Below are 25,346 nucleotides of genomic sequence, written 5' to 3'. Positions count from 1 at the left end.
CTGTCACATTGCCGGGCTATGGTCCAGCCGATCTCCAACTTGGACACGGAAGACCTTTTCACCTATGGCAATGCAACCTCATAAAAAACTCTTTTGGCTGAGCCTGCTGGGCGCAGGCGGTATCGCGCTGGGCCTGACCGCCTGTGGCGGTGGCAGCGTGGTGCCAACCCCCTTCTTGACGCTGGACGGCAACGCCCCCCTGGTGCTGGGCCACCGCGGTCTGCCGGGCCTGTACCCCGAAGAGACCCAGCCCGCGTACGAGGCCGCCGCCGATGTGGGCGCGGACTCGCTGGAAACCGACCTGCACCTGACCAAGGACTGCGTGCTGGTGGCGCGCCACAACCCCTGGCTCAGCGACAACACCAATATCGCCACCGTGGCCCAGACCAATGCGACGGTCGCCGCACGCAAACGCACCGTGCCCGGCGTGCTGGTCAACGTCAAGTACTCGCTGGCCACCTACGGCGGCCCGGCGCAATACCTGAGCGACCTGACCAACCCGGCCGACCCCACGTCGGTGCTGAAGTCACTGGTGGTGGATGGTGAAGACCACACCGGCGACTGGTCCATCACCGACTTCACGGTGGCCGAGCTCAAGCAATGGATCGGCGGCACCACGTATGACGCCGCCAGCGAGCGCCCCTCCAACCTGAATGGCAAGTACCCGATACTGACCATGCAGGAGATCATCAACATCGCCAAGGCCAAGAGCACTGCCACCGGTCGCACCATCAGCGTCTACCCCGAGACCAAGAACCCGCTGTGGAACAACGCCCAGGCCAAGGCCAACGGCTGTGGCAGCGGCAACCACCCGTTTGAAGACGCGCTGATCAAGCTCATCAAGGACAACAACCTCAACAGCAAGACAGCCCCCATCTTCGTCCAGAGCTTTGACCCGGACAGCCTGAAGTACATGCGCGCCGCCGGTCTCAACACCCGCATGGTGCAGTTGATCGACGGCAACGACGTGAATTACGCGACTGGCGGCATGGTCTACAAGACCGATGATGTCTACAACTTCGTCGACGGCCGCCCCTATAGCTGGACCGTAGCCGGCGATGGCCGCTACTTCGACGCCATGTTGACGCCTGCGGGCTTGGCCGAGATCAAGACCTATGCCGACGGCATCGGCCCCTGGAAGCCCCAAGTGATGTCGCTGAAGGTGTCGCCGCTGAAGGCCGCCAACGCCAACGGTACGACGCCCTATGCGCCCATCTTGGCGGATGTGAACAGCGTCACGCCCACCAGCCTGATCAGCGACGCGCACAAGGCCGGCCTGTTCGTGCACACCTATACCTTCCGTAACGAGAAGAAGTATCTGGCCGGTTTGTACGGTGGCGACCCCGCGGCCGAGTTCCTGGTCTATTTCCGCGCTGGGATTGATGGCGTGTTTACCGACTTTGCAAATACCGGTGTGGCGGCGCGGGCTACGTACTTGAAGGAAACCGGGCGCTAAGAGCCTTCGCTCAGACAGGTGTAGCGCGGGGAGGGCCTGGGCGGCACAGCGTTCTGCTCCGTGTCCCCCGGCCTTCGGCCTCCTCCTTTTACCTGCGCAGAACGCTGCGCCGCCCAGACTCCTAGGAGGTGGGTGTGCGTTGCGCCAGTCGCAAGGCTAGCGTACTTAAGGCCTCGTAGGCAGCGCCGGTGGGTGCGTCCCATGCCGTTACCGCCGCACCCTGGCGGGCAATGGCAGCCGTGTCTCCGCGCGCTGCGGGACCAGTCAGTGCGGCCTGTGGGCCTAGTGTGGTGATGTTGGTCACGGCGTTGCGCAACAGCGATGTGCGCAGCGCGGGGATGAGTTCGGCGGGCATGCCGGTGGATTGCCACAGGTCTTCGGCTGTGGCCTGCAGCACGGGCAGAAAGTTGGTCGCAAACACCGCCGCTGCGTGGTACAGCAGTTTGTCTTCGCTGGCGACATCAAAGCATTGGGCTCCAATGACCGTGAAGGCGGGGCGCAGTGCGTCGCAGGCCGCTGTATCGCCTTCCAGCGCGCAGGGCGTGCCGGGAAACTGTTGTATTGCAGCGGGCACCGACGCAAAACTCAGGATGCAATGCGCACTGGCAACCCGCCAGCCTAAAGCGCGCAACGGGGCGAGTGTGGCAGCACCTTGTGCACCGCTGCAATGGAAGACGGTGGGCGCGTTGGCGGGTTGCTGTGTCGTGTCCGCTGCAGTGCCGCGTGTAGTCCACGCAGCCGCCAAGGCTTGCGCACAGGCCGCCAGCTGCGCGTCGGGCACCGCCAGCATCCACACATCGGCGGCGCGCATAGCCTGCACCTGATCCACAGCTTGCCCTGCGCCGATCACGGCACACGCCGCCTGCGCGCTGGTCATCGACGTGGTCAGCACATCCTGGATCACAAACGTGCCCTGTGTGTGCCACAGGCTGGCCAGCGTTTGGCCCACGCGGCCGGCGCCCACGATGTTCAGCGTGGGCAGGCGGCTGTCGTCGTGGTGGGCCATGGTGCGGGGCTGTGGGTGGTGCTTAGCGCAGCGTGCAGCTATCGCCCACGCCGTCGCGCCACACGCGCACCTGGGTCAGACCGGGCAGTTGCTCGGCGATGGCGCGCCAGATGAAGCTGGCCAGGTTCTCCAGCGTGGCGGGGCCCAGGCCTTCCACTTCGTCGAGCAGGTGGTGGTCCAGACGCGGGCGCAGTTGCTCGATGGCGGCACGCACCAGGCCCAGGTCGACCACCATGCCGGTAGCGGGGTCGATCTGGCCGGACAGGCTGACTTCGGCATGGTAGGTATGTCCGTGGATGCGGCGGCTGCCCTCGGCCTCGATCTCGCGGCGTAAGGTGTGCGCGGCGTCGAAGTAAAACTTTTGGCTGATCTCGCAGCGCTTGTGGGGGTAGCTCATCGTATGCCCGTGATCTTGTGGGTTTGCAAGGACAGGCGCCAGGCCGGGCGCTGCAGGCACTGCGCAATGCAGGCCTCGGTGTTGGCTCCGCGTTGGGGGTTGTCCATGGGTTGCAGGTAGCGGTGGGCAAAGTCGGCCGCCTCGCATTCCTCCAGCGTAATGCCGGGCTGTGGCCACACCAGCTTCAGCTCATGGCCCGATCGCTGCACCCAGGTAGAGCCGGCCTTGGGGCTGACGCAGATCCAGTCGATACCGGCGGGCGCAGCGATGCTGCCATTGGTCTCCACCGCGATGTGGAAGCCCTGGGCGTGCAGCGCGTCAATCAGCTCGGCGTCCACCTGCAACAGCGGCTCTCCACCCGTCATCACCACGAAGCGGTTGGCCGTGTCGGAATCGGGCCACTGCGCGGCGATGCGTGCGGCCAGATCGGCGGCCGTGGCGAACTTGCCGCCCAGCGTGCCGTCGGTGCCGACGAAATCGGTGTCGCAGAACTTGCAGACCGCGGTGGCGCGGTCCTGCTCGCGGCCGCTCCATAGGTTGCAACCCGCAAAGCGGCAAAACACCGCAGGCCGGCCGGCATTGGAGCCTTCGCCCTGCAGTGTGTAAAAAATTTCCTTGACCTGGTAGCTCATGGGGTGCTGTGCCCCGCATGGCTGTGCATCCCGCGGATGGGGGATACGAGGTTTTTGTACATGGTAGTCCTCTACATGGCTCCGAAAAACAAGGGATGCAAGGCCCGTCGGAGCGGCGGGCCAAGGGTGTATTTTAGCGGAGACGGGGATCTCGGGCTAACCGACGGAGCGTTCCTTGGCGAGTTCACCCAGGCTGGGCTCGGTCAACCGGTAGCTGAGCCGTTCGAGCACCCGTTCTGCGCCAAGACTTTCATAGAAGGCTATGCCACGGGTGTTGGACGCTTTGACGGGCCAGTCGATGCGCCCGCAGCCGTGGCTTGCAGCGTATTGCGCCACCCACACCATCAGAGCCTTGCCCGCCCCCAGGCTTCTCTCGGACGCGCGAACATACAACTCCTTCAACTGGCAATGGCGGCGCTTGTCCGCGGCAAACTCGACGACGGAGTAGACGAGTGTGACGACGGCCAAACCAAGCACGCGGCCATCGTCTTGTGATGCCACAACCAGGCGGTGGGGCGACTGTGTGCCCAGTAGGTTCTCGACCAGGTGATCCCGCACCAACTCCCGGGAGATGACGGCACCCGCGTTGTAGTAGGCATGCAGCTCGCAGAGCAGGTCTATGAGCGATTCGTGCTGGGATTCATTGACTAGGTTGACGTTCATAGGGCTCGGATGGCAAGGTTTGCGGCGGGCGACGTGCGATCACCAACCCATCAGACCACCAGCGGCTCTTCCTGCATCGCCTCGATCTGCTCCTCCAGCATCTGTACCTGACCTTGCCAGTAGTCGCTGGAACCAAACCACGGAAAGTTGGCGGGGAAGGTGGGGTCGTCCCAGCGGCGGGCCAGCCAGGCGCTGTAGTGGATCAGGCGCAGCGTGCGCAGGGGTTCGATCAGCGCCAGTTCGTCGCGGTTGAAGTCTCGGAACTGCTCGTAGCCATCGACCAAGGCGCCCAGTTGCCGGGTGCGCTGGCTGCGGTCGCCGCTGAGCAGCATCCACAGATCTTGCACCGCCGGGCCCATGCGGGCATCGTCCAGGTCGACGAAGTGCGGGCCGGGGCCGGCTGCCGCGGTGGCGCTGGTGGGGGTCCACAAGATGTTGCCGGGGTGGCAGTCGCCGTGCAGGCGCAGCAGGCTGATGCCAGAGTCGTTTATGCCATTCTGGCCGCTAGCCCTCGCCAACGCTGCATGAGATGCTGCTAAATCAATAGCGCCCTGGCAAACCTTGCTCCAGCGGGATTGCACGTCCAGCGGAATTTTGTCGTGCTCCAACAGCCATTGCATGGGCTCAACGCCAAAGCTTTGCACATCCAGTTGCGGGCGGTGGGCAAAGGGCTTGGCGGCGCCTACGGTGTGGATGCGGGCCAGGAAGCGGCCTATCCACTCCAGCACCTCACCATCGTCCAGTTCGGGCGGGCGCCCGCCGCGGCGCGGGCTGGCACTGAAGGAAAACCCACCAAAGTGATGGAGTGTCTTATCCATCAGCCTGAGCGGTCCAATGGCGGGCACCTCGGCCGCCATCAGCTCGGCGGCGAAGTCATGCTCTTCCTGGATCTGTGCGTCCGTCCACCGCTCGGGGCGGTAGAACTTGGCCACGACGGCGCTACCGTCTTCCAGCTGCACCTGGTAGACGCGGTTCTCATACGATGACAGGGCCGTTAGCCGGCCATCGCCGCGCAGGCCCACGCTGTCCAAGGCATCCAGCACCAGGTCAGGGGTTAGCGCCTCGAAGGGATGGGGCATTCAGTCCTTTTTGTTGTCGCTGCTGTTGTGGTGGCCGTCGCGGGGCATGAAGAACATGGACAGTCCCACCGCAATCAGAATCACCGGCCACCAGGTGCGGAACAGCTCGGCCAGGCTGACGTTGATCAGGCCCAGGTTGCTGAGCAGGAAAAACGAGCCGAACAGAACCAAGGCGATCGCTGCAACATTACCTCGCATAGTGAGTCCCTTTTTTGCAAATAGATGGAAGCGGCATTGTCGCAAGGTTTGGGCGCGGGCGGGCGCTCCTAGAATGCGCGCATGAAACAAGCCTTCTTGCATGTCAACACCTTCCTCGCAGCCCTGTGCCTGTGTGCACTCGGTCTGGCTACAACCGCCCAGGCGGCTGACCCATCGATTCCCACCTTGAGCGAACCCCACCAGGCGCAAGCCACCAGCGTCTACGCGGCCCGCCGCGCCGCGCTGATGAAGGCCATGGGCGGTGAAGGCGTGGCCGTGGTCTACGCCCAGGGCGAAGAAGACTATGCGGGCTACCGCCAGTCGGGCGATTTCTTTTACCTGACCGGCGTGGAGGAAAAGGGGGCCGTGCTGGTGTTGGCCCCCAAGGAGCGGACCTATAAAGAGTTTTTATTCCTGCCCAGCCGCGACCCTGAGGCCGAACGCTGGACCGGCGAGCGCGAGCCCATCGCCGCCGCCCTGCGGGCCAAGTACGGCTTTGAAAAAATCCTGCGCACCGGCTCCCTGATGGGCACGTTGACAGGCCTGGCCGGCCGCTCACCCACGCTGTGGCAAGTGAGCATCCCCATGGGCGGCGAGGGCAAGCCCAAGGACCTGGAGGTCTATGGCAAGGTGCAGGGCAAGATTCCTGGCGTGTCCACCAAGACCCTGGGCTGGGCGCTGGCGCAAATGCGTGCCAAGCACGATGCGGAAGAACTGGCGCTGATGCAGCGGGGCATCCGCATCAGCGAAGAAGGCCACTTGGCCGCCTGGCAGCTGGTGCGCCCCGGAGCAACGGAGGCCGCCGTGCGTGCCGAGGCCGAACGCATCTGGCGGCGCGCGGGCAGCCGCCGCAACGCCTATGACAGCATCGTGGGCTCGGGGGACAACTCCACCATCCTGCACTACCCGCGCAGTGAGCGGGTCATGCAAGACGGTGAGCTGGTGCTGATGGACATGGCCGCCGAATACGCCCACTACGCCAGCGACATCACCCGTACCTTGCCGGTCAATGGCAAGTTCACGGCCGAGCAGCGCAAGGTGTACGACGTGGTGCTGAAGGCGCAGCAGGCTGCCCTGGCCTTGGTGAAACCTGGCGTGGTGTTTGAAGACCTGGACAAGGCCGCGCGCAAAGTGGTGGACGACGCGGGGTACGGCGACTATTTCATCCACGGCCTGGGCCACTTCGTGGGTCTGGATGTGCATGACGCAGGCGCCTACCACGAGCCTTTGCAAGTTGGCATGGTCATCACGCTGGAGCCCGGCATCTACATCCCCGAAAAGAAGCTGGGCGTGCGCATCGAAGACGAGGTGGTTGTCACCGAGACTGGTGCCCGCTATTTGTCCGACGGATTGCCGCGCACGGCAGAGGCCATTGAACGCTGGATGGCGACAAGGCCTAAAGCCCAGCCCTAGACGCAGTTCGCTTCAGCCCAGCGGCCCTAGGTTATCGCCGAACACGGTACTGGCCTCGGGGTCGGAGTCGGAGAAACCCGCCGCAACGGTGTCTTCGGCCTCGGCTTCGACTGCACCCAGCAACGCAAACGGCAGCGTCTGCTTGACCAGCACCACGGTGCAGGGCGCGTCCATCGCCACTTTGATGGGCACGGTGGCAATGAAGCGCCGGGTCTTCAGGCCGTGCGTGGCCGCGCCCATGACGATGACGCTGACGGCGTTGCTACGGGCGTACTCCAGCAGGGCCTGCGCCACGTCCCCCGATTCGAGCACGTGGTATGAGGTCTGGTGGCCGGGGTGGTCCAAGGGTTGGGCCCACTGGCGCAAGCGGTTCAGGTGGTGGCGGTGGAGCTTGGTTTCGCTGTGCGTGTCGTCCGTGCTGCTGCTCAGCGATGGTGAGACCACGGTCAGGCAGGCCAGCCGCGCGCCGGGCCGCGTGCCCAAACTGCGCGCCACGGCCTGGCGCAGCGAGTACAGCGTGGCGTCGCTGGCATCCTGGTGCGGCACGGCCACCATGACGATGGGCACCTCTTCCACTACGCGCTGCGCTGGGATGGGGCTGGGCTTGTAGTGCATGCCGGCGGCCTTGAACCAGCGTTTGAGATGCGTGGCCAGGGGTGTGCCGCTGGCGCTACGGCCACGGGCGGTGATCGTTACCTGTGTGGGGTGCGACAGATCGAAGGCCAGGTGCGCCGCTGAGGGGTAGCGCCGCACGGCTTCGGGCTCCAGGCAGCGCAGTACCACCTCCTGCAGCCATTCGGGCAGCAGGGCCTTGTGCTTGCGCGGCGGCACCGGGTCCATCCACAGGCGCTGGCGCAGGCCGCCCTGCGTCACCGGTTCGCCAAAAGGCAATTCGCCGGTGCACAGCTGGTACAGCATGACGCCCAGGGCAAAAATATCGCTGCGCGGGTCGCCACGCACGCCCACCACCTGCTCGGGCGCCATCCATGCGGGCGAGCCCACGGCCTTGCGCAATTGCTCCGCCAACAGGTCGGGGTAGTGCGCATGGCAGGACAGGCCAAAGTCCAGCAGCACGGCGCTGCCATCGTCGCGGAACAGCACATTGGCGGGTTTCAGGTCCAGGTGCACGGTGTTTTGCTGGTGCAGGGCGTGCACGGCGCGCGCCATGGCCGTGCCCAGCTTGGCGATCTGCTCCACGCTGGGCGGCGCCTCGGGGTGCAGCCAGTGCTCCAGCGTCTCGCCGGGTATGTATTCCATGACCAGGTAGGGCAGGCGGCTCAGGTCGCCCGCGGCCACAAAGCGTGGCACGTGGCGGCCCTGCAGCACCTGCAGAATCTGGCATTCGATCTCGAAACTGACAATGTTCTCCGCACCGTCGCCTGCAGCCATGCGCGGCACCTTCATGGCCATCGCAAAGCCCGGGTCGGCCGCGCCATCGGCATAGTGCACGCGGTAGATGTGGGCCATGCCGCCGGCGTGGAGACAGTCGTCCACGGTGAAGCCGTCAACGACAGCTCCCGGCTCCAGCAGCTTCATCGCCCGCGCTCCAGGCGGTCGGCGAAGAATTCGTGCAGCCCCGCCTTGCGGATCGCGGCCGCGGCCGCCAGGTGGTCATACGGCACGCGGTGGAAGGTGAGCTGGGCCCGCTCGGTGTCGAACAGGCAGTACATGGCGTCGGTATTGCCGTCGCGCGGCTGCCCGACGGAGCCCACGGTGGCCACCCAATGGCGGTGCGAAGGCACGGGTATGGCTACACCGGGTTGTGGCGTGAAGGGCATCAATGCTTTGCCTGCGCCCTTGTAGTACAGGGTCTGGAAATGCACATGGCCACCAAACACATATTTCACGCCAGGCCAGGCACTGGCGCCCTGCAGGCTGTCCTGCGCGGCGCGGGGATCGTAGACATAGTGCCACTGCTGGGGCTCATTCGCACTGGCGTGCACGAACAGGGCCTGGCCGTCTTGCGCGGTCAGCGGCAGGCGGCTGATCCAGTCGCGCTGGTCTGGCATCAACTGGCGGTGGGTCCAGGCGGCGGTGCTATCGCCGACGGTTTTGACCTCCAGCGGTGGCGTGACGGCCATGGCATCGTGGTTGCCCTGGATGGCCAGCGCTCCCCCGTCCATGAGTTGCATGATGCGGTCCACCACGGCGCCTGGTTCGGCGCCATAGCCCACCATGTCGCCGAGGAATACAAAGCGCTCGGCCTGCTGCGTGCGGGCGTGGGCCAGGCAGGCGTCTAGCGCGTGCAGGTTGGCATGGATGTCGGACAGCAAAGCGATACGCACACAGTTCCCTATTCACGGACCTCTCGGGTTGAAGGCCTTTACGCCATCATGCCGCATTTGACTGACGCCAAGTTTGCAGCGGCAGGCCTAAGTTTGCGCGAGGGAGAGCATATGGCCCAGCCGCGGATCGCCCTTGCCGCCCAGCACCTGCTGGTAGGCGGCCTGCACGGCGGCGGTACCGTGGTGGTGTTCTACCCGTAGCCAAGGCGCCTTGGCGTCGGTGACCCGCGCGGTAAAGGCTTGCCACGACTGCACCAGGCGCTGGCCCAGGCCCTGCGGGCCCCAATCGGCACTGCGTTTCTTGACTTGCGCGGGCGCAAAGAACAGTGTGGCCTTGGGGCCGGGCACGTCCTTGGCGCCACCCATATCGGCCACATGGGTAGCGCCTATGGAGCTGCTGTAGACCAAACCCTTGCAGTGCGTGTGCAGCGCCTTGCGAAAGCCCGCATTGCCAGCAAAGTCCACATAAATGCTGGACGCATCGGGCGCGATCTGCTCCAGTTGGTCGTAGGTCAGCACGCGGTGGTAGCAGCCCAGGCCTTCGCAAAACGCCACATTGCCGGGGGATGTCAGACCCACAACCTCGACACCGGCGCGCTGCGCCAGCTGAAAGGCCGTGCCGTAGGCGGTCTTGCTTGACGCGCTGGACAGCAACAGCAGCGCGGGCTGCGCCGGGTTGGCCGTGGCGCCAAAGAAGTCGTTGTCGGCCAGAAAATCGTCAATCAACCACGAGGTGATGAACAGCGGGCGCAGCAGGGCCTGTACGTCTTCGCTGCCCGGTGTGTAGAAAGGGTCCGTCGCGCAGCGCATGTACTGGTTGTAGACGGCATGCAAGGCTGCACGGTGGGGTGCGCCGTCGAAGAAGGACGTGGCCGACAGCTTGGCGGGTGTCAGATCCACCGCGCTGGACATGGGGAAGTAGCCATACAGGCGCTCGCCCACGGTCACTTCGGGGTGGCGGGAGTCCAGAACCGTGCCAAAGCCCCACACGGGAATGCGGCCCCAGGGCGCGCCATCGCGCAGGGGGTCGTCTGCCACCGGGAAGAATTGCCAGTACTGCATCGCATCGCCCATTGCGGCATAGGTGATGTTGTTGGAGGTCAATGCGAAGCGGTCTATGCCCACGCGTACCTGGCCATGGGCCAAGGCGGGTGCTGGGGCAGTGTGCACCGCAGTGGTGCCAAGCTGGTCCTTGCGGACCAGCAGTTCGGTGATGGTGGATGTGTCAATGGTCGTGTTCATGCCACCACCTTAATGCAAAGCGCATGGCGCAACAAGCCGTGGCGGGCGCGTGTGTGACAAGCGGGCAGACGGGCTGGGCGGGCGGGTAGACAGGCTCGGGTTTACCCGTGTGTGGGTTCCCACACTTGATAGTTCTGCCACACTGCCCACAATCACGCAGGCCGCCTTGCTTGGGGTGGCTCCCATAACGATACGGAGACAGGTGCCCCATGAAAATCGACGACATGCGCATTTCCACCCGCTTGGTCTTGGGCTTCGGAATACTGGGCCTGTTGATTGCCTTCATGGGCGCGGTGGCGCAGTTCAAGGTGTCAGCGATGAACGGCTTGTTCGCCCAGGTGGTCTCCGAACGCATTCCCAAGATCGTGCTGACCAATGAGATCAAAGGCGATGTGACACTGATCGCCGAAGCCGTGCGCAACATGATCATGATCAGCGACACCGCCGAAATCCTGAAGGAGCGCAGCCGCGTCGAAGGCGCGCGCAAGCGCATTGGCGAGCGCCTGAAGACCCTGGGCGAGCAGATCACCAGCGACGAAGGCAAGGCGGTGCTGGCCAAGGTCAGCCAGACCCGCGCTATCTACGACCCGCTGGAGGCCGAGACCACGACACTGGCCGCCGATGGCCAGGTGTTTGAGGCCAAGGCCATGCTGCTGGACAAGGTGCGGCCGGCACAAAAAGCCTATTTCGATGCGCTCGATGGCCTGCTCAAATACCAGGACGCTTTGCTGGACCAATCCACCGGCGCGACCCAGGCCGCCGCGGCCAGCATGTCGGTGGTGATTGGCGGCACCGTCACCATCGCCCTGGTGGTGGGTGTGCTGATGGCGCTGTGGATCATCCGCTCCATCACCCGGCCCATTGTGCAAGCCGTGGGCATTTCCCGCGCCGTGGCGGCGGGCAACCTGGGGGTGCGCTTTGACAGCACGGGCAAGAACGAAATCGCACAATTGCTGCAAGCTCTGCAGGACATGCAGAGCGCCTTGGTCCAGGTGGTGCACAACGTGCGCCGCGGTTCGGACACCGTGTCCACGGCCAGCGCCGAGATCGCGCAGGGCAATCTGGATTTGTCGTCACGCACCGAAAGCCAGGCCAGCGCGCTGCAGCAGACTGCCGCGTCCATGGAAGAACTGAGCTCCAACGTCAACCAGAATGCCGACAACGCCCGTACGGCCAACCAGTTGGCGATGACGGCATCGTCGGTGGCCATCCAGGGCGGCAAGGTCGTGGACCAGGTGGTGGAGACAATGAAGGGCATCAACGAGAGTTCGAAGAAGATCGCCGACATCATCAGTGTCATCGACGGCATTGCCTTTCAAACGAACATTCTGGCCTTGAACGCCGCCGTGGAGGCCGCTCGCGCTGGCGAGCAGGGCCGTGGATTTGCCGTGGTCGCCAGCGAGGTGCGCAGCCTGGCCGGCCGCTCGGCCGAGGCCGCCAAGGAGATCAAGAAACTCATTGACGACAGCGTGCAGCGCGTGGACCAGGGCAACAAGCTGGTGGACATGGCCGGTGCCACGATGACCGAGGTGGTGGGCAGCATCAAGCGCGTTACCGACATCATGGGCGAGATCAGCTCGGCCAGCAGTGAGCAGGCAGCGGGCGTTGCCCAGATCGGCGATGCCGTCACCCAGATGGACCATGTGACCCAGCAGAACGCGGCCCTGGTCGAGGAAATGGCGGCCTCGGCCAGCAGCCTGCAGGCGCAGGCGCAGGACCTGGTGCAGGCCGTGTCGGTATTCCGCCTGGAAGACGGCGGCGCGCTGGCCCTGCGCTAGGGGCCCGGCGCAGGCCACCGTCCTACATCTGCTTGAACAGGTGGGAGAAGGGGCGGCTCACCACCAGATTCTCTGGCCGGCCCTTGATTTTGACGGTGGCCTGGCCCCGGAAGTCCCGTGAGACGGATTCAATGGCCCGCGCATTGACGATGGTGGAGCGGTGGATCTGCCAAAACGCGTCGCCGTCTAGCCCATCCAGAATTTCGCGTATGGGCGTGCGTATCAGCGCGTCCAGCGCCTGGGTGGCGACCAGTGTGTACTTTTCATCGGACTGGAAGAACAAGACCTCGTCCACCGGAATCAGCCGCAACTGGTTACCCACGCTGGCCTTGATCCAGTTCAGGCGCTGGGCATCGGGTTTGAGCTGGGCGGACAGCCGGGCGACCAGAGCCTCCAGATCTTGCGTGGGCGCGGGCACCAGGGCCAGGCGCTCTTGCAGCTTGCCCACCGCCGCCAGCAGGCGTTCGTCGGAATAGGGCTTGAGCACATAGTCCACCGCATTGGCATCAAAGGCTTCCACCGCGTAGTGGTCAAAGGCGGTGACAAACACGATGTGGCAACGCAGGTCGTGGTTGGCCGCCAGGCTCTTGGCCACTTCGACCCCGGTCATCTCCGGCATCTGGATGTCCAGAAAGGCGAGCTGCGGCCGGTGCGTGTCGATGGCCTCCAGCGCGGCCTCGCCATCGCCCACCTCGGCGACGATGCTGAGCTCGGGCCACATTCGGGCCAGCTTGGCCTTGAGCTGGGCCCGCAGAATGGGTTCGTCTTCGGCGATGACGGCGGTGTAGTTTGCTGGCATGGTGGTGCGCATTGTTGCCTGGGTTCGAACTGTTTCTTTGGCTTACGAAGCCCGGCGCGACCGGGTCGCCAGCCACCACAGGCCCAGCACCATCAGCACAAAGGGCGCGAGGAAAGGGAACAGCGCCAGCAGGATCACGGTGGGAATGAACACCATCAAGCCCGCCAGGATGAAGCCCAACCCATACACCACGGCCAGTACCACGGTAACGGCCAACGCGCAGGCGCCAAAGCCGATCAACAGGCCGACCGAACCGATGGCCAGGCTCTCGATGCCGTCCAACTGCACATCACCCACGACGACCGGTAGCCAGCCGGTCACCAGGGCCAAAAAGCCCACCACCAGCACACCCAACAAGACCACGATCAGCGCCAGGAAGGTGCGGGCCAGCAGGCGGGCCCACAGGCTGTGTGTCTTGCTGGTGGCATGCCACAGCCTGCGCCAGCCGGTGGGTGCTGCGACCGCTGCCGCTTGCGGTGCAGTGGCAGCCGGTGCCCAGTTTTCGGGCTGCGAGGCCTGATAGGCAGCGACCGACTGCAGCGGCACCTCCAGCGTCGCCACAACGCCCTTGGGTGTGTGGGATGCCAACGTAAAGTGCCCCCGTGCGCCATACAGTGCGGCCAGACGCTCGCGCAGATTGCTCAGGCCCACGCCACCACCGTTGGCTTGGCTGGGCTCATCCGACAGGCCCTTGCCCGTGTCGGTGACCACGGCTTGCAGGGTCTCGCCGTCGGCTTGCTGCACACGCTGGAAGACGATGTCGATGCGGCCGCCTTCGCGCTGGGGCTCCAGGCCGTGCTTGACGGCGTTCTCCACCAGCGAGGGCAGCATCATTGGCGGGAAGGCATAGGCTAGCAAATCATCGGGTGCCGTGATGGAAAAGGCCAGGCGCTCGCCCATGCGCATTTGCAGGATGTTGAGGTAGGCCCGCACCAATTCCAGCTCCTGCCCCACGGTGGAACTGCTCTCGCGCATCTTGGGCAAGGAGGAGCGCAGGTATTGGATCAGGTGGCCGACCATCTGGTTGGCGGCGGGCGGGTCCACCTCGTTCAAGGCCTGCACATTGGCCAGCGTGTTGTACAAGAAGTGCGGCTCGACCTGGGCCTGCAAGGTCTGCAGGCGTGCCTCGGTCACCTGGCGGCTGACATCGCTCAGCTCCGCCTCGCGGGTCTTGCGCTCGGCCAGGGCCAGGGCGCGGCGCGACCGACCCAGGAAGAACTTGGTGATCAGCAAGACCAGGAACAGCGGTATGAAGGCCAACAGCAGCGCCGAGCCCACGGCCACCCGGGTCACGTCGCCGCGGACTTTGGTCTGGATGCTGTCCTTGCGTTCCGGCGACAGCACGGCCACCGTGCGCCCGTTATCCCCATCCGGCAGCTGCGCCACGGCCGGCGGTGGATGAGGCAGCAAGGCGATCGCCGGCGCGGGGTGGGTCGGCGTGGGCACGACGGGGGGCTTGGGTAGGGCCGGTGGTGCAGGCACGGCTGTCGTCGTCTGCGGCGCCAACGATGCTTCGTGCTGGGCCTTGTGGATGGCGGCCAGCGCCTCGCGGGCGGCGTTCTCGTTGTCGCGCGCGGAAGCCAGCAAAACCTCGAACGACTTGCGCGCGGCGGCGATGTCCAGGCCTTTATCTCGCAGGCGCTCCAAGGCCTCGGCCTGGGTCTCCTGCACAGCCTCACGCGCATCGACAGCAGCCTCCAAGGCCGCTTCGGCTGCGTCACTGGCGGCTTCCATTGCCGACTCGGCCGCCTCTTGCGCCCGGTCCAGCGAGCGGGCATCGGCGGAGCGGGCCAGCTCGCTGCGCGCGCGTTCGATCTGGGCCAGGGCCCGTTCCATCTCGCGCTGGCGTTCGGGGTCTTTGCTGCGCTCCTTGATGGTGCTGACCACGCCCTGGGCCAGGTCCAGGAAGCGGTTGCCGATCACCTGCTCGACCTCCTGCTGCACGGCGCGGCGCTCGGCCGGCGTGCCCGCGCTATCGACCAGGTGGATGACCTGCACCGGCAGCGCTGACATCACCAGCAGCAGCAGCGTGAGCATGCCGGCCAGCAGCAGAGCCCACCAGGGGGTTTTGTACAGAAGGTTGCCGATCGCTTTGAACATGGTGCGGGTGCCCGTTGCAGATTGTGGGGAAGGGCGCAGGCCGGGGCCGATACGCCATAGGTCGCAGAATAGGGCCTGTGCGCCCGCCCTGCCAGCGCCAAGGGACGGATTGCAGAATCCGGGGCATGAATGGGCACCCCTGGGCGCAGCCTTGGTGCGGTAAAGCGATGCACAATGCGCATCAAGTTTGCAGGGGTTGATAGCCTATTCGCTACTATTTTTGTAGCAAATTGCATAGATATGACGAGGGCTAGCGCCAGGTTTTTGTAACCATGGGAACAATGCGCTGCCACATCCTTTGTGGCAGGCCACAACGGCCGATGGGGAGGTTTGAACATGCAGCGATCGTGGTTGCGGAACGTGGTTATGGGCTTGGCATTGCTGGGCATGCTGGTCTTTGGCGGCGTGTTCGCCGCGTCGTACGCCAGCCCCGGCTTTGTCGAGCGCGTGACCAAGGATTTGCTACGCCAACAGGTGGAGCAGCGTGTGCACGAAAAGATCACCGCTCTGGATAGCAAATTCCTGGCTGGGCGGGCCGAGCGCCTGGCCAAGGCACATGGTGAGGAGATCGCCGTGCTCAAGCGACAGTTGGCCGAACAATTGCCAGCCCGCGTTGCCGCCGTGGTGGCCGAGATGCAGGACCTGAGTTGCACCTGCCGCAAAGGCGTTGAAACCCGCGTGCGCGAAGGTATTGAGGGCTGGCTGGTCTCCGCAAGCCAGGCGCAAGAGCGACTGGTCCACCTGATCCAAACACAGTATCTGGAAACCGCGGGAAAATTGCTGCGGGAGTTCCGCATCTTCAGCGGGACCAACGCACTGGTTTTCGCCATGCTGCTGGTCGCGGCCCTGCGCAAGCCCGCAGCCGGCATCCAATTGCTGCCCGCCGCTGTGGTGCTGGTGTTCGCGGCCACGCTGACAGCCTATCTGTATTTGTTCAACCAGAACTGGCTGCACACGCTGGTGTTCAGCGACTTCGTCGGGTTCGCCTACCTGGGCTATCTGGCGCTGGCGTTTGCGGCACTCAGTGATGTGCTGTTCAACCGCGCCAGGGTTACGGCCTGGTTGCTGAACCGGCTCATGGACATTGTGGGCGGCGTGGCGTCCGTTGCACCTTGCTGATCTCTGTGGCCATTGATCTCGCGGACCCGTCCGGCTCGCCCGCGTTGACCCCGCTGCGTGGGAAGCGGTAGGAACTGGGGCATGCAAGAACCCACACTGGTCCTGTTGCCTGGCATGGATGGAACGGGCGATTTATTCGCCCCCTTTGTGGAGGCCTTAGGCCCGTTGTGCAGAACCCAATGCGTGCGCTATCCCGACGATGCGGCGATGGGATATGCAGAACTGGAGGCGCTAGTCCGCTCCCAGTTGCCGCGCAGAGGCCCATTCGTGGTGCTGGGCGAATCGTTTTCCGGCCCGATAGCGGCTTCGCTGTGTGCCGCACCGCCTTCTGGCATGGTTGGGGTCGTGCTGTGCTGCAGCTTTGTGCGCAACCCACGGCCGCCGCTGGCGGTGTTCAGCGGCTTGCTGCCTTTTATGCCGCTGAAGGCAGCACCCGATTTGGTGAAGGCGGCCGTCATGCTGGGGACCTATGCAACGCCAGACTTGCGTGCTGCGCTGCTACGGGCGCTGGCCCAGGTGTCCGATGCGGCCTTGCGCGCACGGCTGCGTGCGGTGGTGCAGGTGGATGTGCGCGCCCGTCTGGCGGCGGCCACGGTGCCGGTTCTGTATCTGCAAGCCCGCCAGGATTTCCTGGTACCGGCCAGCGCGGCGGCCGAGGTAAAGGCCAGCCTCAATAGCGCAACTGTGGTGCAGTTGGCCGGGCCGCACCAACTGTTGCAAGCTTGCCCGCGCCTCGCTGCCACAGCTGTGCTGGGCTTTCTGCGCAGCCTGACCATGTAAGCAATAACTCCCACTCTTTATGCCCACTATTCTCTCCCATGCCGCCGTTCCCTTAGCCCTTGGTTTGGGTTTGGGTGCGCGGCATATTTCCAAACCCCTGTTGGTCGCTGGGGTGGTGGCCTCTATCCTGCCGGATCTGGACGTGCTCGCCTTTCGCTTGCATGTGGCGTATGCCGATGCTTTCGGACACCGGGGCGCCAGCCATTCGTTGCTGTTCGCCCTATTGTTGGGCTTGGTTGCCATGGCCTGTGCCCCGCAACTGCGCGCCAGCCGCCGCGCGGCATTTGTGTACGTGGGTGTGAGCGCCGCATCGCATGGTCTGTTGGACATGTTCACCAATGGCGGCATGGGCGTGGCGCTGGGGTGGCCGCTGTCGGACATGCGGGTGTTTGCGCCCTGGCAGGTCATTGAGGTGTCGCCGCTAAGCCTGCGCCGCGTCCTCAGCGCCAGGGGGTGGCAGGTCTTGCAGTCCGAATTGTTATGGGTGTGGTTGCCGGCCACCCTGGTGGGGCTGGTGCTGTGGGCCTTGCGTAGGCCACGCCGAGCCGCATTGCCTGGCTAAGCCCGCTCAATGCGGCAGGCGTAGCAGCCGTAGCCCGGGAAACGGGTCAGTACAAAGGCTACGTCCTTCCGGCGCAGCATGTCTTGCAAACGGCCTTCGGCCTGTTCGCGGGTGACGACGACACCGTCCACAATGCGCTCGGCCGCAGAATAGGCGCGCAGCACAAATTGCTCGGCCAAGTAGCCATTGTCCATCAGCGCGCGCAGGCTGCCGGCCTGAGGCGCCGATGGCGGTAGCGCATCGGCCATCACAAAGACTGGGCCAAACTCCTTGTACGGCGTAGCCAGTTCAAAGGGGCAGTAGCTGGCCAGGAGAATGGCTTCACCGGGTTGTGCGCGGCGCAGCACGTCGCGGCAGGGCTCGCCGCCGCTGGCGATATGGCGCTCCACGGTCTGGCCTTGGTCGTCCAGTCCTTGGCCGCGCGCGCGGGTCAGAAAGCTGCCGTGCAAGGGAATCAGTTTGTAGGGGATGGCGGTGAGAGGGGTGGTGCTTGTGTCGGTAGTCATGGTGTGCATGCTAGGCCGGGCCATCCGGTTTGGCTGGCCATTTTCGGACCTATGATTGCGGCCACCTTTGTGAACAAAAAAGAAGATAAGAACACCATGACCCACTTGTCTGCCATGAGCGAATCCGAATACGCTATTTACCTGGCATCTGCGATTCCCGACTTTGCACAGGACAAGGTTGCGTCGGGACAGTGGGCGCCAGACCAGGCGCTGGAACTGGCCCGCCAGGGGTATGCGGAGCTGCTGCCCCAGGACCTGGCCACACCGGACAACTTTTTGTTCACGGTACGCGATGCCGATACCGGGTCCGACGGCATAGGCATGCTGTGGTTCGCCGCCGTGCAACGCGGCGCCGAGCGCGTGGCCTATGTGTACGACGTGGCCATCCACCCCGCGCACCAACGCAAAGGCCACGCCCGCCGCGTGTTCGCGGCCTTGGAGGCAGAGGCCAGCCAGCGCGGACTCTCGGGCATTGCGCTGCATGTGTTCGGGCACAACACCGGCGCGCAAGCGCTGTACCGCGAACTGGGGTTTGTGACGACCAATATCAATATGTTCAAGGCGCTGGGTGCGGCCCGGCCGGCTTGAGCAAGGCACTACCATGCATGGATTCGAGTCAACAGGGAGGATTCATATGGCATTCCGTACGGTGGTGAAGAAACTGCAGCGCCTTGGGGTTTGCCTGGCGTTGCTGGGTCTGCAGGGGGCGGTCATGGCGGAAATTTCACCGCAAGCCGCCGAGACGCTGATGCGCAAGTCGGGTATGTGGACGCAGTTGGGTGAACTGTCGGCGCCGGTCAAGGCAGGTTTCGCCCAGTCCCCACTAAGTTCGCAGTTGAACAGGGAAGACATGCTGCGCCTGCAGCAGGTCGCCGATGATGCTTTTGCCGCTGCCCGTGTGCGGGACGCTGCCCTGCAGGTCTTGGCGCGCGACGTGACCGAAGCCCAAAATGCGGATGCCCTGAAGTGGTATGACACGCCCGCAGGACGCCAGATCACCCGCCTGGAGGAGGCTGCGTCGACCCAGTTTGGTGAGCAGGCGGTGGTGGACGGCAATGCGGCGTTGAGCAAGGCCTCAGCCAAGCGGGTGCAATTGCTCAACCAGATCGCCAAAGCAACGCATGCGGCCGACTCCATGACCAACATGCAAATCTCGATCACGGTAGCGGTCTTGCAAGGTCTGGCCAATGCCATGCCACAGCCGGCCAAGCCGTCCGCCGACGAGGTGCGTAAAAGCATGGAGGCCCAGCGTCCGCAGCTGGTGGAGTCTTCTCTGGCGGAAGCGATGTCCAACTTTGCGCGGACCTACAAAGGCGCCAGCGACAAGGACTTGGCGCAGTATGTGAAATTCCTGTCGTCCAAGTCGGGCACAGCATTGATGGCGGTTATGGACGATGCCATGGAAAAATCCATGGCCACCGCCGCCAAGCGGCTGGGTCAAGGTATGGCCCCTCCCCCACCTGGCGTGACCAATTTGTGATTGCGCTACCCGGCTATCCGGTGCAGCCTATCTCTTCTTCAGCCACCGGGCCGTGATTTTGGCAAACGTGCCGTCCTTGACCATGCCGTCCAGCGCGGCACGGCACTTGTCCACCGTCTCGTCGGGCGTCTTCAGGCTGAACGCCATATAGAGCCCGCCCGACATCTTCTCCAGCTTCAGCAGGCGCTCCATGGAGTCGAAGTCGATGCCATTGCGCTCTGCCAGGTAGACCAGGTTGGGCTCGTCGATGGGGAAGGCGTCTATGCGCCGGGTCTGCAGCTTCTTCAGGTTGCTCGCGTCGTCGGTAGCCTCTTCCACCACGAGGCCCTCCTTCCTCAGGTACATGGTGCGTGCGCCCTCGCGTATGCCGCCCAGCTTGTAGGACTTGAGTTCGGCAAGGCTGGCGGCCTGCACCTCGGGCCGGCCTCGCAGCTTGTACATGAACACCTCGCGGTTGACGATGATGCCCACCCACTTGAACATCTTCTCCCGCTCTTCATTGCGGCCCATGGAGTAGATGGCGACGTTGGGTGTCTCCTGCGCCATGCGGTAGGAGCGTGCCCAGGGGAAGATCTCGATCTGGTAGTCAATGGCGGCGCGCTTGAGGATTTCGTGCACCAGCTCGGTGGACAGGCCCTTGACCGATTTGTCCTTCTCGTCGACGAAGTTGTAAGGGGCCATCTCTTCGGTCACGACGGAGACTTTTTGGGCGAACACAGGGCCTGCCGCAAGGGCCAGGGCTGCCCAGACGATCAGCATGGAGACAAGTCGCAGGTTCATCGGCCCCTCCTGTGCGGCGTACACCTGGGGCTATGCTAAACCTGTGTCGGTGAAATGCAAGGGGCGGTGGCTGGTTTTCCGGTTTGCTGCTAAAAATGTAGCATTACATTCATATTTGACGAGGGCTACGGCCTGATTCTTTTAAAGCCGCTGTAAAAAGGCCCTTGAAGCTTCGCATAAAACCCAAATTAGGTTGTTTGCGCGCTTTCAAGGGCCTGCTGGGCATCGCCGCCTATGCGGCGGGGGCCTTAGACGACGGTGATCGTCACTTCGATGTTGCCGCGGGTGGCGTTGGAGTAGGGGCACACGGCGTGGGCCTTGTCCACCAGGGCTTGGGCGGCTGCGCGCTCCATGCCGGGGATGCTGACGGCCAGTTGCACTTCAATGCCAAAGCCTTGGGGGATCTGGCCGATGCCGACGGTGGCGTCGATGCTGGTGTCGGCGGGCAGTGCAATCTTTTGCGTGCCGGCGACAAACTTCATTGCGCCGATGAAGCAGGCGCTGTAGCCAGCGGCAAACAGCTGCTCGGGGTTGACGCCATTGCCGGGGCCGCCCATTTCTTTTGGCACAGCCAGTTTCAGGTCCAGCAGGCCGTCCGATGTGCGGGTGGTGCCGTCACGGCCGCCGGTGGATTTGGCGTGGGCTTGGTAAATCACTTTTTCAACTTTGGTTGCCATGGTGGTGCTGCTTTCTAGGTTGGTGCTCCAACAAGGAGCGGGTGGGTAAAACGGAAGGTGGTGGTACTTAAAACAGATTCTTGAACCATGCGACGGTGCTGCCAATGGCGACCAGGGTGCGCAGCTTCAGCAGCGCCAGCGTGTCGCCGGATTCTGGTACGGCAGGGCCGCAGCGGGGGTCGGAGCGTTGCAAGGCCCCTGTCATCTTGTGGTCAACGGGGATGGGGTCGCAGCCGTGGCCGGACTCGCAAACGAAGTCCCAGGGCTCGCGGGCCGGCGCGTGGCAGGCAAAGCAGTTTTTGCCAAAGCGGTTGTTGACTTCGGCAAAGCCGCGCTTGCCGATCTTGGTGCCGCTGGCATCGACCGCCAATTCAAAGAATTCCCAGTCGCCGGTGGCGGGGCTGAAGCCGGCCTCGCGTTTGACCATAACCTCGGTAGGCACCAGTTGCACGACCGAGCCCGCGGGGTAGACGGCGCCCTTGGGTGCATTGGCCGCAGCCAGTGTGGCAGCCAAATCGCCGGTCAGGCTGTCGACGAAGAAATGGCGCACCGGTGTCATCTGGCGCATGCAGCGAAAGCTGCTGTCATCGACCTTGACCAGGGCCGTGGCCGCGTCGGCCATCTGGCTGAAGGCGGTCAGGCCCAGGCTCAGTGTCATGGCGGTGGCGACCAGGCGGGCTTGGGATCCCAGGGTGCGCAGCAGGCCTCGGCGCTGGCGGGTGGAGGTGGGGCTGGGTGGTGTGGTCATGGTGTTTCTGAGGGCTAAGGGCTTAGGCGGTGGCGTCTGTCAGCGGTGCCTGCACGGCATCGCGCAGCGCCTTGACCTGCTGGGTGAGTGCGACCAGCTCGTTCAGCGACTGGCCGCTCTGGGCCAGCACGCACGCTGGGATGGCGGCCGCCTGGGCCTGCAACTGCTGGCCCGTGGGGCTGAGCCACACATGCACGCGGCGTTCGTCGGCACTGGAGCGCTGGCGCACCAGCCAGCCGGCGGTCTCCATGCGCTTGAGCAGGGGGGTCAGCGTGCCGGAATCCAGGTTCAGGCGTTCGCCCAGGGCGGAGACGCTAGGACCATCGGCCTCCCATAGCACCAGCATCACCAGGTACTGAGGGTAGGTCAGGCCCAGGTCGTCCAGCATGGGCTTGTACAGCTTGGTCATGGCCAGCGATGCCGAATACAGCGCAAAACACAACTGGTTGTCCAGCAACAGGGCCGGGTTGGGTTTGGATGCAAGGGCTTTGGAAGGCATGGACTGAATTGTAGCGAGCAATTAAATTGTGTGCAATAGAAATTTCAAAATACCCCTCGGGTAAACCGGGGCTTGGCAGTCCACGGGGCCTGGGCTATCGTGGCTTGCGTGCCGCAGGTTGGACGGCACACCTATTTGACAGACAGAAAGAATGACGACATGGATCTGGCAAACGCGACCTTCGACTACATCATCATTGGTGGCGGCTCAGCGGGTTGCGTGCTGGCCGCCCGTTTGACCGAGAACTTGGGCGTCAATGTGGCCTTGCTGGAGGCGGGCCCGGCGGACAAAAGCGTGCTGATCCATTGCCCTGCCGGTCTGGCCCTGCTGGCCAAGACCGGGGATGCCAACTGGGCGTTCGAGACCACGGTGCAGCCAGGGCTCAATGGCCGCAAGGGTTACCAACCGCGGGGCAAGGTGCTGGGCGGCTCCAGCTCGGTCAACGCCATGGTCTATATCCGCGGCCAACGTGAAGACTATGACAACTGGGCAGCCCAAGGCAATCCGGGCTGGTCCTACAAGGATGTGCTGCCTTACTTCATGCGCGCTGAAGACAACCAGCGTGGCCCCGACGACTTCCACGGCATCGAAGGGCCCCTGCATGTCATGGACCTGACCAGTCCCAACCGCCTGGGGCCCGTCTTCGTGGAGGCGGGCCAGCAGGCCGGCCATGTGCACAATACCGACTTCAATGGCGCCAGCCAGGAAGGCGTGGGCATGTACCAGGTGACCCACCGCGCCGGTGAGCGCTGCAGCGCGGCCAAGGCGTATCTCACACCCAGCCTCAAGCGGCCCAATCTGCGCGTGTTCACCGGCGCCCACACCACGCGCATCCTGATGGAGCGCAAACGTGCGGTGGGCGTGGAGTTTGAGCACGCGGGCGAAACCAAGCAACTGCGGGCCTCGCGCGAGGTGCTGTTGTGCGCCGGGGCGCTGCAATCGCCACAGATATTGATGCTGTCGGGCATAGGCCCCCGCAAGCACCTGGTCGAAAAGGGCATTGCCTGCGTGCACGACCTGGAGGGTGTGGGCCAGAACCTGCACGACCATGTGGACGTGGTGCAGGTCATGCGGGCACCCAAGCTCAAGGACACCTTTGGCCTGTCGGTGACCGGCTCGTTGAACGTGCTCAAGGGCATGCTGGAGTGGCGCAAATACCGCACCGGTCCATTGACGACCAACTTCGCCGAGGCCGGGGGGTTTGTCAAAAGCCAGCCCAGCGAACGCACGCCGGACCTGCAGTTCCACTTCGTCATCGGCAAGTTGATGGACCACGGCCGGGCCACGGTATTTGGCCACGGCTACTCCTGTCATGTGTGTCTGCTGCGTCCCCAGAGCCGGGGCAGTGTGACCCTGGCCAGCAAGGACCCGATGGCCGCCCCGGTCATAGACCCCAACTTCCTGGGTGTGCGCGACGACATGGAGCGTCTGGTGCGTGGCGTGCGCATCATGCGTGAACTGCTGAGCCAGCCGGCACTGGCCGGCCTGGGCGGCCAGGAGATGGCGCACTCGGCCCAGGCCAAGACCGACTTGCAGATCGAACAGTTCATACGCGACTATGCCGACACCATCTACCACCCTGTGGGTACCTGCCGCATGGGCCAGGGCGCGCTGGACGTGGTGGACCACCAGTTGCGCGTGCACGGCGTGCAGGGCCTGCGCGTGGTGGACGCTTCCATCATGCCCCAGGTGGTCAGTGGCAATACCAATGCCCCCACCATCATGATTGCCGAGAAGGCGGCCGACATGATCAAGGCCGCTGCGGCCGTGGCTTGAGTGTGCGCAACGCGCACTTTGCGGCGCTTAAGGTTTCTTTAGCAAATTCTGAGGGTTTGCGTAGCAAGTTCGTAGGCAATATTTAGCAACGCCTGGGGCGGCTAATTTTTAGACTTCTTTCCATGGTCACTGGCGCATAGGGCGTCATCTGGCCACGCCCTATGTGGGCACCAGGAACCCCAGGAAAGAAGAACACCGTGAATAACACTGCTCAGGAAAACCAGGCCGTGGCCGCCGCACAGGCCACCCCCCGCTTTGACATGTATGCCAGCATCCACAAGGCCATGCGTGCCTTGATGGCCGACACCTTGGTGGCCGTGGGGCGCATGGACTCCCAAGACCCGCAAGAACGGGCCACCGTCGGCGAGCGGGTGCTGCAGTTGCTGGACTTCTGCGCCAGCCATCTGGAGCACGAAAACACCTTTGTGCACACTGCGATGGAGGCGCGCGCGCCCGGCGCCAGCGCGCGCATTGCACATGAGCATGACGAGCACCTGGCGCACATCAGCAGCCTCCAGCGCCAGGTAGCCGCTCTATGCGCCAGCGAAGCCAGCGGTGCCGCGGCGCTGGCGCAGGAGCTGTATCTGAGCCTGACGCTGTTTGTGGCGGAGAACTTCGAGCACATGCACATGGAGGAAACCGCGCACAACGCCGTGCTGTGGGCCCGCTACACCGATGCCGAGCTGGTCGCCATCCATGATGCGCTGGTGGCATCCATTCCACCCGCCGAGATGATGTTCTGCCTGCGCTGGCTGGTGCCGGCCATGAACCCCGCCGAGCGGGCGGGCATGTTGGGCGGCATGCAGGCCCATGCACCGGCGCCGGCCTTTGCCGCCGCGTTGGGCGTGGTGCAGCCGCACCTGACACCGGCCGAATGGGTCAAGCTCAGCCATGCGTTGGGCCTGCCCCCGGTGCCGGGCCTGGTGACGGTTTGAGAGCGGGAGCAGACGATGGGATTTGATAAAAAACAAGTTCTCTGTGCGCTGTGCTACGCGCTGGCAGGCATGGGGCTGGGTATCTACATGGCGGCGTCGCAAAACCATGGCCAGCATGTCACCCATGCACACATCCTGTTGGTGGGCTTTATCACCTCCATGGTGTATGGCGTGGTCTACAAGCTGTGGCTGCCCGCCGCCAAGCCGGTGTTGGCCTGGGTGCAGTTCATTGCCCACCAGGTTGGTGTGCTGGCCATGTCCACGGGTTTGTTCCTGTTGTACGGCGGCTTTGTCGCGCCGGCTGTGCTGGAGCCCCTGCTGGGCCTCTCCTCGATAGCGGTGCTGCTGGGCGCGGCCACCATGTGCTTCATGGTTTTCCGTACACGCAACGAATGGGTCTGAATGATGATGAACAAGAATTTTCGAAACACCACCA

The 25,346-nt window shown here is 64.1% G+C and carries 27 protein-coding genes; 11 read left to right on the top strand and 16 right to left on the bottom strand.

Features of this window, described 5'->3' with window-relative positions; genetic code table 11:
• Positions 1-64 precede the first annotated feature (64 nt).
• Positions 65-1,456 carry a glycerophosphodiester phosphodiesterase family protein gene (locus AC07OO_RS08570; protein ID WP_495081625.1) on the top strand — a complete coding sequence of 464 codons (1,392 nt, stop codon included), beginning with the start codon at positions 65-67 and terminating at the stop codon, positions 1,454-1,456.
• A 121-nt stretch (positions 1,457-1,577) separates the two neighbouring features.
• Here AC07OO_RS08570 and AC07OO_RS08565 read toward each other — a convergent pair whose 3' ends face one another.
• The 6 genes from AC07OO_RS08565 to AC07OO_RS08540 form a co-directional block, all read right to left on the bottom strand.
• Entirely contained in the window at positions 1,578-2,462 is an 885-nt protein-coding gene (locus AC07OO_RS08565; protein WP_495081624.1) for a Rossmann-like and DUF2520 domain-containing protein, read from the bottom strand.
• A 22-nt stretch (positions 2,463-2,484) separates the two neighbouring features.
• A complete protein-coding gene (locus AC07OO_RS08560) occupies positions 2,485-2,859 on the bottom strand; it encodes a 6-carboxytetrahydropterin synthase (RefSeq protein WP_495081623.1) in 375 nt (124 codons plus the stop codon).
• Positions 2,856-3,491: a 7-carboxy-7-deazaguanine synthase gene (queE, locus tag AC07OO_RS08555; protein WP_495081622.1), complete on the bottom strand. Its 636-nt coding sequence runs from the start codon at positions 3,489-3,491 to the stop codon at positions 2,856-2,858. Before queE ends, AC07OO_RS08560 begins: the two co-directional genes overlap by 4 nt.
• 156 nt (positions 3,492-3,647) lie before the next feature.
• Positions 3,648-4,154, bottom strand: a complete 507-nt coding sequence (locus AC07OO_RS08550) for a GNAT family N-acetyltransferase (protein ID WP_495081621.1) — start codon at positions 4,152-4,154, stop codon at positions 3,648-3,650.
• A 50-nt stretch (positions 4,155-4,204) separates the two neighbouring features.
• A complete protein-coding gene (locus AC07OO_RS08545) occupies positions 4,205-5,233 on the bottom strand; it encodes a serine/threonine protein kinase (RefSeq protein WP_495081620.1) in 1,029 nt (342 codons plus the stop codon).
• Positions 5,234-5,431, bottom strand: a complete 198-nt coding sequence (locus tag AC07OO_RS08540) for a LiaI-LiaF-like domain-containing protein (protein WP_495081619.1) — start codon at positions 5,429-5,431, stop codon at positions 5,234-5,236.
• A gap of 81 nt (positions 5,432-5,512) precedes the next feature.
• On the opposite strand from AC07OO_RS08540, the gene AC07OO_RS08535 reads away from it, so the two are divergent.
• Positions 5,513-6,844: an aminopeptidase P N-terminal domain-containing protein gene (locus AC07OO_RS08535; protein ID WP_495081618.1), complete on the top strand. Its 1,332-nt coding sequence runs from the start codon at positions 5,513-5,515 to the stop codon at positions 6,842-6,844.
• Positions 6,845-6,856: 12 nt separating this feature from the next.
• On the opposite strand, the gene AC07OO_RS08530 is transcribed toward AC07OO_RS08535, so the two are convergent.
• The 3 genes from AC07OO_RS08530 to AC07OO_RS08520 all read right to left on the bottom strand — a co-directional run bounded on the left by AC07OO_RS08530 (position 6,857) and on the right by AC07OO_RS08520 (position 10,371).
• Entirely contained in the window at positions 6,857-8,380 is a 1,524-nt protein-coding gene (locus tag AC07OO_RS08530; RefSeq protein WP_495081617.1) for a serine/threonine protein kinase, read from the bottom strand.
• A complete protein-coding gene (locus tag AC07OO_RS08525; RefSeq protein ID WP_495081616.1) occupies positions 8,377-9,129 on the bottom strand; it encodes a metallophosphoesterase family protein in 753 nt (250 codons plus the stop codon). The genes AC07OO_RS08530 and AC07OO_RS08525 overlap by 4 nt, the downstream gene beginning before the upstream one ends.
• A gap of 87 nt (positions 9,130-9,216) precedes the next feature.
• A complete protein-coding gene (locus tag AC07OO_RS08520; protein WP_495081615.1) occupies positions 9,217-10,371 on the bottom strand; it encodes a DUF2855 family protein in 1,155 nt (384 codons plus the stop codon).
• Between the two features lie 209 nt (positions 10,372-10,580).
• On the opposite strand from AC07OO_RS08520, the gene AC07OO_RS08515 reads away from it, so the two are divergent.
• A complete protein-coding gene (locus AC07OO_RS08515; RefSeq protein ID WP_495081614.1) occupies positions 10,581-12,149 on the top strand; it encodes a methyl-accepting chemotaxis protein in 1,569 nt (522 codons plus the stop codon).
• Positions 12,150-12,171: 22 nt separating this feature from the next.
• Here AC07OO_RS08515 and AC07OO_RS08510 read toward each other — a convergent pair whose 3' ends face one another.
• Together AC07OO_RS08510 and AC07OO_RS08505 are read right to left on the bottom strand one after the other, a co-directional pair.
• Entirely contained in the window at positions 12,172-12,948 is a 777-nt protein-coding gene (locus AC07OO_RS08510) for a LytR/AlgR family response regulator transcription factor (protein ID WP_495081613.1), read from the bottom strand.
• A 42-nt stretch (positions 12,949-12,990) separates the two neighbouring features.
• On the bottom strand, positions 12,991-15,048 hold the full coding sequence (locus AC07OO_RS08505; RefSeq protein ID WP_495081612.1) for a sensor histidine kinase: 2,058 nt from the start codon (positions 15,046-15,048) through the stop codon (positions 12,991-12,993).
• Between the two features lie 336 nt (positions 15,049-15,384).
• Between AC07OO_RS08505 and AC07OO_RS08500 the strand changes: the two genes are divergently transcribed.
• From AC07OO_RS08500 to AC07OO_RS08490, 3 genes are all read left to right on the top strand, one after another.
• Complete coding sequence (locus tag AC07OO_RS08500; protein ID WP_495081611.1) at positions 15,385-16,167, top strand: BAR domain-containing protein; 783 nt, start codon at positions 15,385-15,387, stop codon at positions 16,165-16,167.
• 81 nt (positions 16,168-16,248) lie between these two features.
• Positions 16,249-16,947, top strand: coding sequence for an alpha/beta fold hydrolase (locus tag AC07OO_RS08495; protein ID WP_495081610.1), 699 nt, complete (start codon positions 16,249-16,251; stop codon positions 16,945-16,947).
• Between the two features lie 19 nt (positions 16,948-16,966).
• Positions 16,967-17,509 (top strand): metal-dependent hydrolase, encoded by a 543-nt coding sequence (locus AC07OO_RS08490; protein ID WP_495081609.1) that lies wholly within the window; start codon positions 16,967-16,969, stop codon positions 17,507-17,509.
• Here AC07OO_RS08490 and AC07OO_RS08485 read toward each other — a convergent pair.
• Positions 17,506-18,015 (bottom strand): DUF1203 domain-containing protein, encoded by a 510-nt coding sequence (locus AC07OO_RS08485; RefSeq protein ID WP_495081608.1) that lies wholly within the window; start codon positions 18,013-18,015, stop codon positions 17,506-17,508. The two genes, AC07OO_RS08490 and AC07OO_RS08485, sit on opposite strands and share 4 nt — an antisense overlap.
• Positions 18,016-18,111: 96 nt before the next feature.
• On the opposite strand from AC07OO_RS08485, the gene AC07OO_RS08480 reads away from it, so the two are divergent.
• Together AC07OO_RS08480 and AC07OO_RS08475 are read left to right on the top strand one after the other, a co-directional pair.
• Complete coding sequence (locus tag AC07OO_RS08480; protein ID WP_495081607.1) at positions 18,112-18,603, top strand: GNAT family N-acetyltransferase; 492 nt, start codon at positions 18,112-18,114, stop codon at positions 18,601-18,603.
• A 46-nt stretch (positions 18,604-18,649) separates the two neighbouring features.
• Entirely contained in the window at positions 18,650-19,495 is an 846-nt protein-coding gene (locus AC07OO_RS08475; protein WP_495081606.1) for a DUF2059 domain-containing protein, read from the top strand.
• A gap of 27 nt (positions 19,496-19,522) precedes the next feature.
• Here AC07OO_RS08475 and AC07OO_RS08470 read toward each other — a convergent pair whose 3' ends face one another.
• From AC07OO_RS08470 to AC07OO_RS08455, 4 genes are all read right to left on the bottom strand, one after another.
• On the bottom strand, positions 19,523-20,275 hold the full coding sequence (locus AC07OO_RS08470) for a substrate-binding periplasmic protein (protein WP_495081605.1): 753 nt from the start codon (positions 20,273-20,275) through the stop codon (positions 19,523-19,525).
• 248 nt (positions 20,276-20,523) lie between these two features.
• Positions 20,524-20,952 carry an organic hydroperoxide resistance protein gene (locus AC07OO_RS08465; RefSeq protein ID WP_495081604.1) on the bottom strand — a complete coding sequence of 143 codons (429 nt, stop codon included), beginning with the start codon at positions 20,950-20,952 and terminating at the stop codon, positions 20,524-20,526.
• 67 nt (positions 20,953-21,019) lie between these two features.
• On the bottom strand, positions 21,020-21,700 hold the full coding sequence (locus tag AC07OO_RS08460; protein ID WP_495081603.1) for a hypothetical protein: 681 nt from the start codon (positions 21,698-21,700) through the stop codon (positions 21,020-21,022).
• Positions 21,701-21,722: 22 nt separating this feature from the next.
• Entirely contained in the window at positions 21,723-22,199 is a 477-nt protein-coding gene (locus tag AC07OO_RS08455) for a MarR family winged helix-turn-helix transcriptional regulator (protein ID WP_495081602.1), read from the bottom strand.
• Positions 22,200-22,358: 159 nt separating this feature from the next.
• Between AC07OO_RS08455 and AC07OO_RS08450 the strand changes: the two genes are divergently transcribed.
• The 3 genes from AC07OO_RS08450 (at position 22,359) to AC07OO_RS08440 (ending at position 25,312) form a co-directional block, all read left to right on the top strand.
• On the top strand, positions 22,359-23,975 hold the full coding sequence (locus tag AC07OO_RS08450; RefSeq protein WP_495081601.1) for a GMC family oxidoreductase: 1,617 nt from the start codon (positions 22,359-22,361) through the stop codon (positions 23,973-23,975).
• Between the two features lie 197 nt (positions 23,976-24,172).
• The gene (locus AC07OO_RS08445; protein WP_495081600.1) at positions 24,173-24,910 is read left to right on the top strand and encodes a hemerythrin domain-containing protein; all 738 of its coding nucleotides are present in this window, start codon (positions 24,173-24,175) and stop codon (positions 24,908-24,910) included.
• Positions 24,911-24,925: 15 nt separating this feature from the next.
• A complete protein-coding gene (locus AC07OO_RS08440) occupies positions 24,926-25,312 on the top strand; it encodes a hypothetical protein (RefSeq protein ID WP_495081599.1) in 387 nt (128 codons plus the stop codon).
• Positions 25,313-25,346: the final 34 nt, after the last annotated feature.

This window comes from Rhodoferax sp. GW821-FHT07G04, assembly GCF_059418585.1.
Note: the sequence above shows the minus strand (reverse complement) of the source record. Positions and strands in the feature narration are given on the sequence as shown.

Bases quoted from the DNA above. Each gene is read 5' to 3' on its own strand.
- AC07OO_RS08570 (WP_495081625.1), top strand. From the start codon at position 65: ATGGCAATGCAACCTCATAAAAAACTCTTTTGGCTGAGCCTGCTGGGC.
- AC07OO_RS08565 (WP_495081624.1), bottom strand. From the start codon at position 2,462: ATGGCCCACCACGACGACAGCCGCCTGCCCACGCTGAACATCGTGGGC.
- AC07OO_RS08560 (WP_495081623.1), bottom strand. From the start codon at position 2,859: ATGAGCTACCCCCACAAGCGCTGCGAGATCAGCCAAAAGTTTTACTTC.
- queE (WP_495081622.1), bottom strand. From the start codon at position 3,491: ATGAGCTACCAGGTCAAGGAAATTTTTTACACACTGCAGGGCGAAGGC.
- AC07OO_RS08550 (WP_495081621.1), bottom strand. From the start codon at position 4,154: ATGAACGTCAACCTAGTCAATGAATCCCAGCACGAATCGCTCATAGAC.
- AC07OO_RS08545 (WP_495081620.1), bottom strand. From the start codon at position 5,233: ATGCCCCATCCCTTCGAGGCGCTAACCCCTGACCTGGTGCTGGATGCC.
- AC07OO_RS08540 (WP_495081619.1), bottom strand. From the start codon at position 5,431: ATGCGAGGTAATGTTGCAGCGATCGCCTTGGTTCTGTTCGGCTCGTTT.
- AC07OO_RS08535 (WP_495081618.1), top strand. From the start codon at position 5,513: ATGAAACAAGCCTTCTTGCATGTCAACACCTTCCTCGCAGCCCTGTGC.
- AC07OO_RS08530 (WP_495081617.1), bottom strand. From the start codon at position 8,380: ATGAAGCTGCTGGAGCCGGGAGCTGTCGTTGACGGCTTCACCGTGGAC.
- AC07OO_RS08520 (WP_495081615.1), bottom strand. From the start codon at position 10,371: ATGAACACGACCATTGACACATCCACCATCACCGAACTGCTGGTCCGC.
- AC07OO_RS08515 (WP_495081614.1), top strand. From the start codon at position 10,581: ATGAAAATCGACGACATGCGCATTTCCACCCGCTTGGTCTTGGGCTTC.
- AC07OO_RS08510 (WP_495081613.1), bottom strand. From the start codon at position 12,948: ATGCCAGCAAACTACACCGCCGTCATCGCCGAAGACGAACCCATTCTG.
- AC07OO_RS08505 (WP_495081612.1), bottom strand. From the start codon at position 15,048: ATGTTCAAAGCGATCGGCAACCTTCTGTACAAAACCCCCTGGTGGGCT.
- AC07OO_RS08500 (WP_495081611.1), top strand. From the start codon at position 15,385: ATGCAGCGATCGTGGTTGCGGAACGTGGTTATGGGCTTGGCATTGCTG.
- AC07OO_RS08495 (WP_495081610.1), top strand. From the start codon at position 16,249: ATGCAAGAACCCACACTGGTCCTGTTGCCTGGCATGGATGGAACGGGC.
- AC07OO_RS08490 (WP_495081609.1), top strand. From the start codon at position 16,967: ATGCCCACTATTCTCTCCCATGCCGCCGTTCCCTTAGCCCTTGGTTTG.
- AC07OO_RS08485 (WP_495081608.1), bottom strand. From the start codon at position 18,015: ATGACTACCGACACAAGCACCACCCCTCTCACCGCCATCCCCTACAAA.
- AC07OO_RS08480 (WP_495081607.1), top strand. From the start codon at position 18,112: ATGACCCACTTGTCTGCCATGAGCGAATCCGAATACGCTATTTACCTG.
- AC07OO_RS08475 (WP_495081606.1), top strand. From the start codon at position 18,650: ATGGCATTCCGTACGGTGGTGAAGAAACTGCAGCGCCTTGGGGTTTGC.
- AC07OO_RS08470 (WP_495081605.1), bottom strand. From the start codon at position 20,275: ATGAACCTGCGACTTGTCTCCATGCTGATCGTCTGGGCAGCCCTGGCC.
- AC07OO_RS08465 (WP_495081604.1), bottom strand. From the start codon at position 20,952: ATGGCAACCAAAGTTGAAAAAGTGATTTACCAAGCCCACGCCAAATCC.
- AC07OO_RS08460 (WP_495081603.1), bottom strand. From the start codon at position 21,700: ATGACCACACCACCCAGCCCCACCTCCACCCGCCAGCGCCGAGGCCTG.
- AC07OO_RS08455 (WP_495081602.1), bottom strand. From the start codon at position 22,199: ATGCCTTCCAAAGCCCTTGCATCCAAACCCAACCCGGCCCTGTTGCTG.
- AC07OO_RS08450 (WP_495081601.1), top strand. From the start codon at position 22,359: ATGGATCTGGCAAACGCGACCTTCGACTACATCATCATTGGTGGCGGC.
- AC07OO_RS08440 (WP_495081599.1), top strand. From the start codon at position 24,926: ATGGGATTTGATAAAAAACAAGTTCTCTGTGCGCTGTGCTACGCGCTG.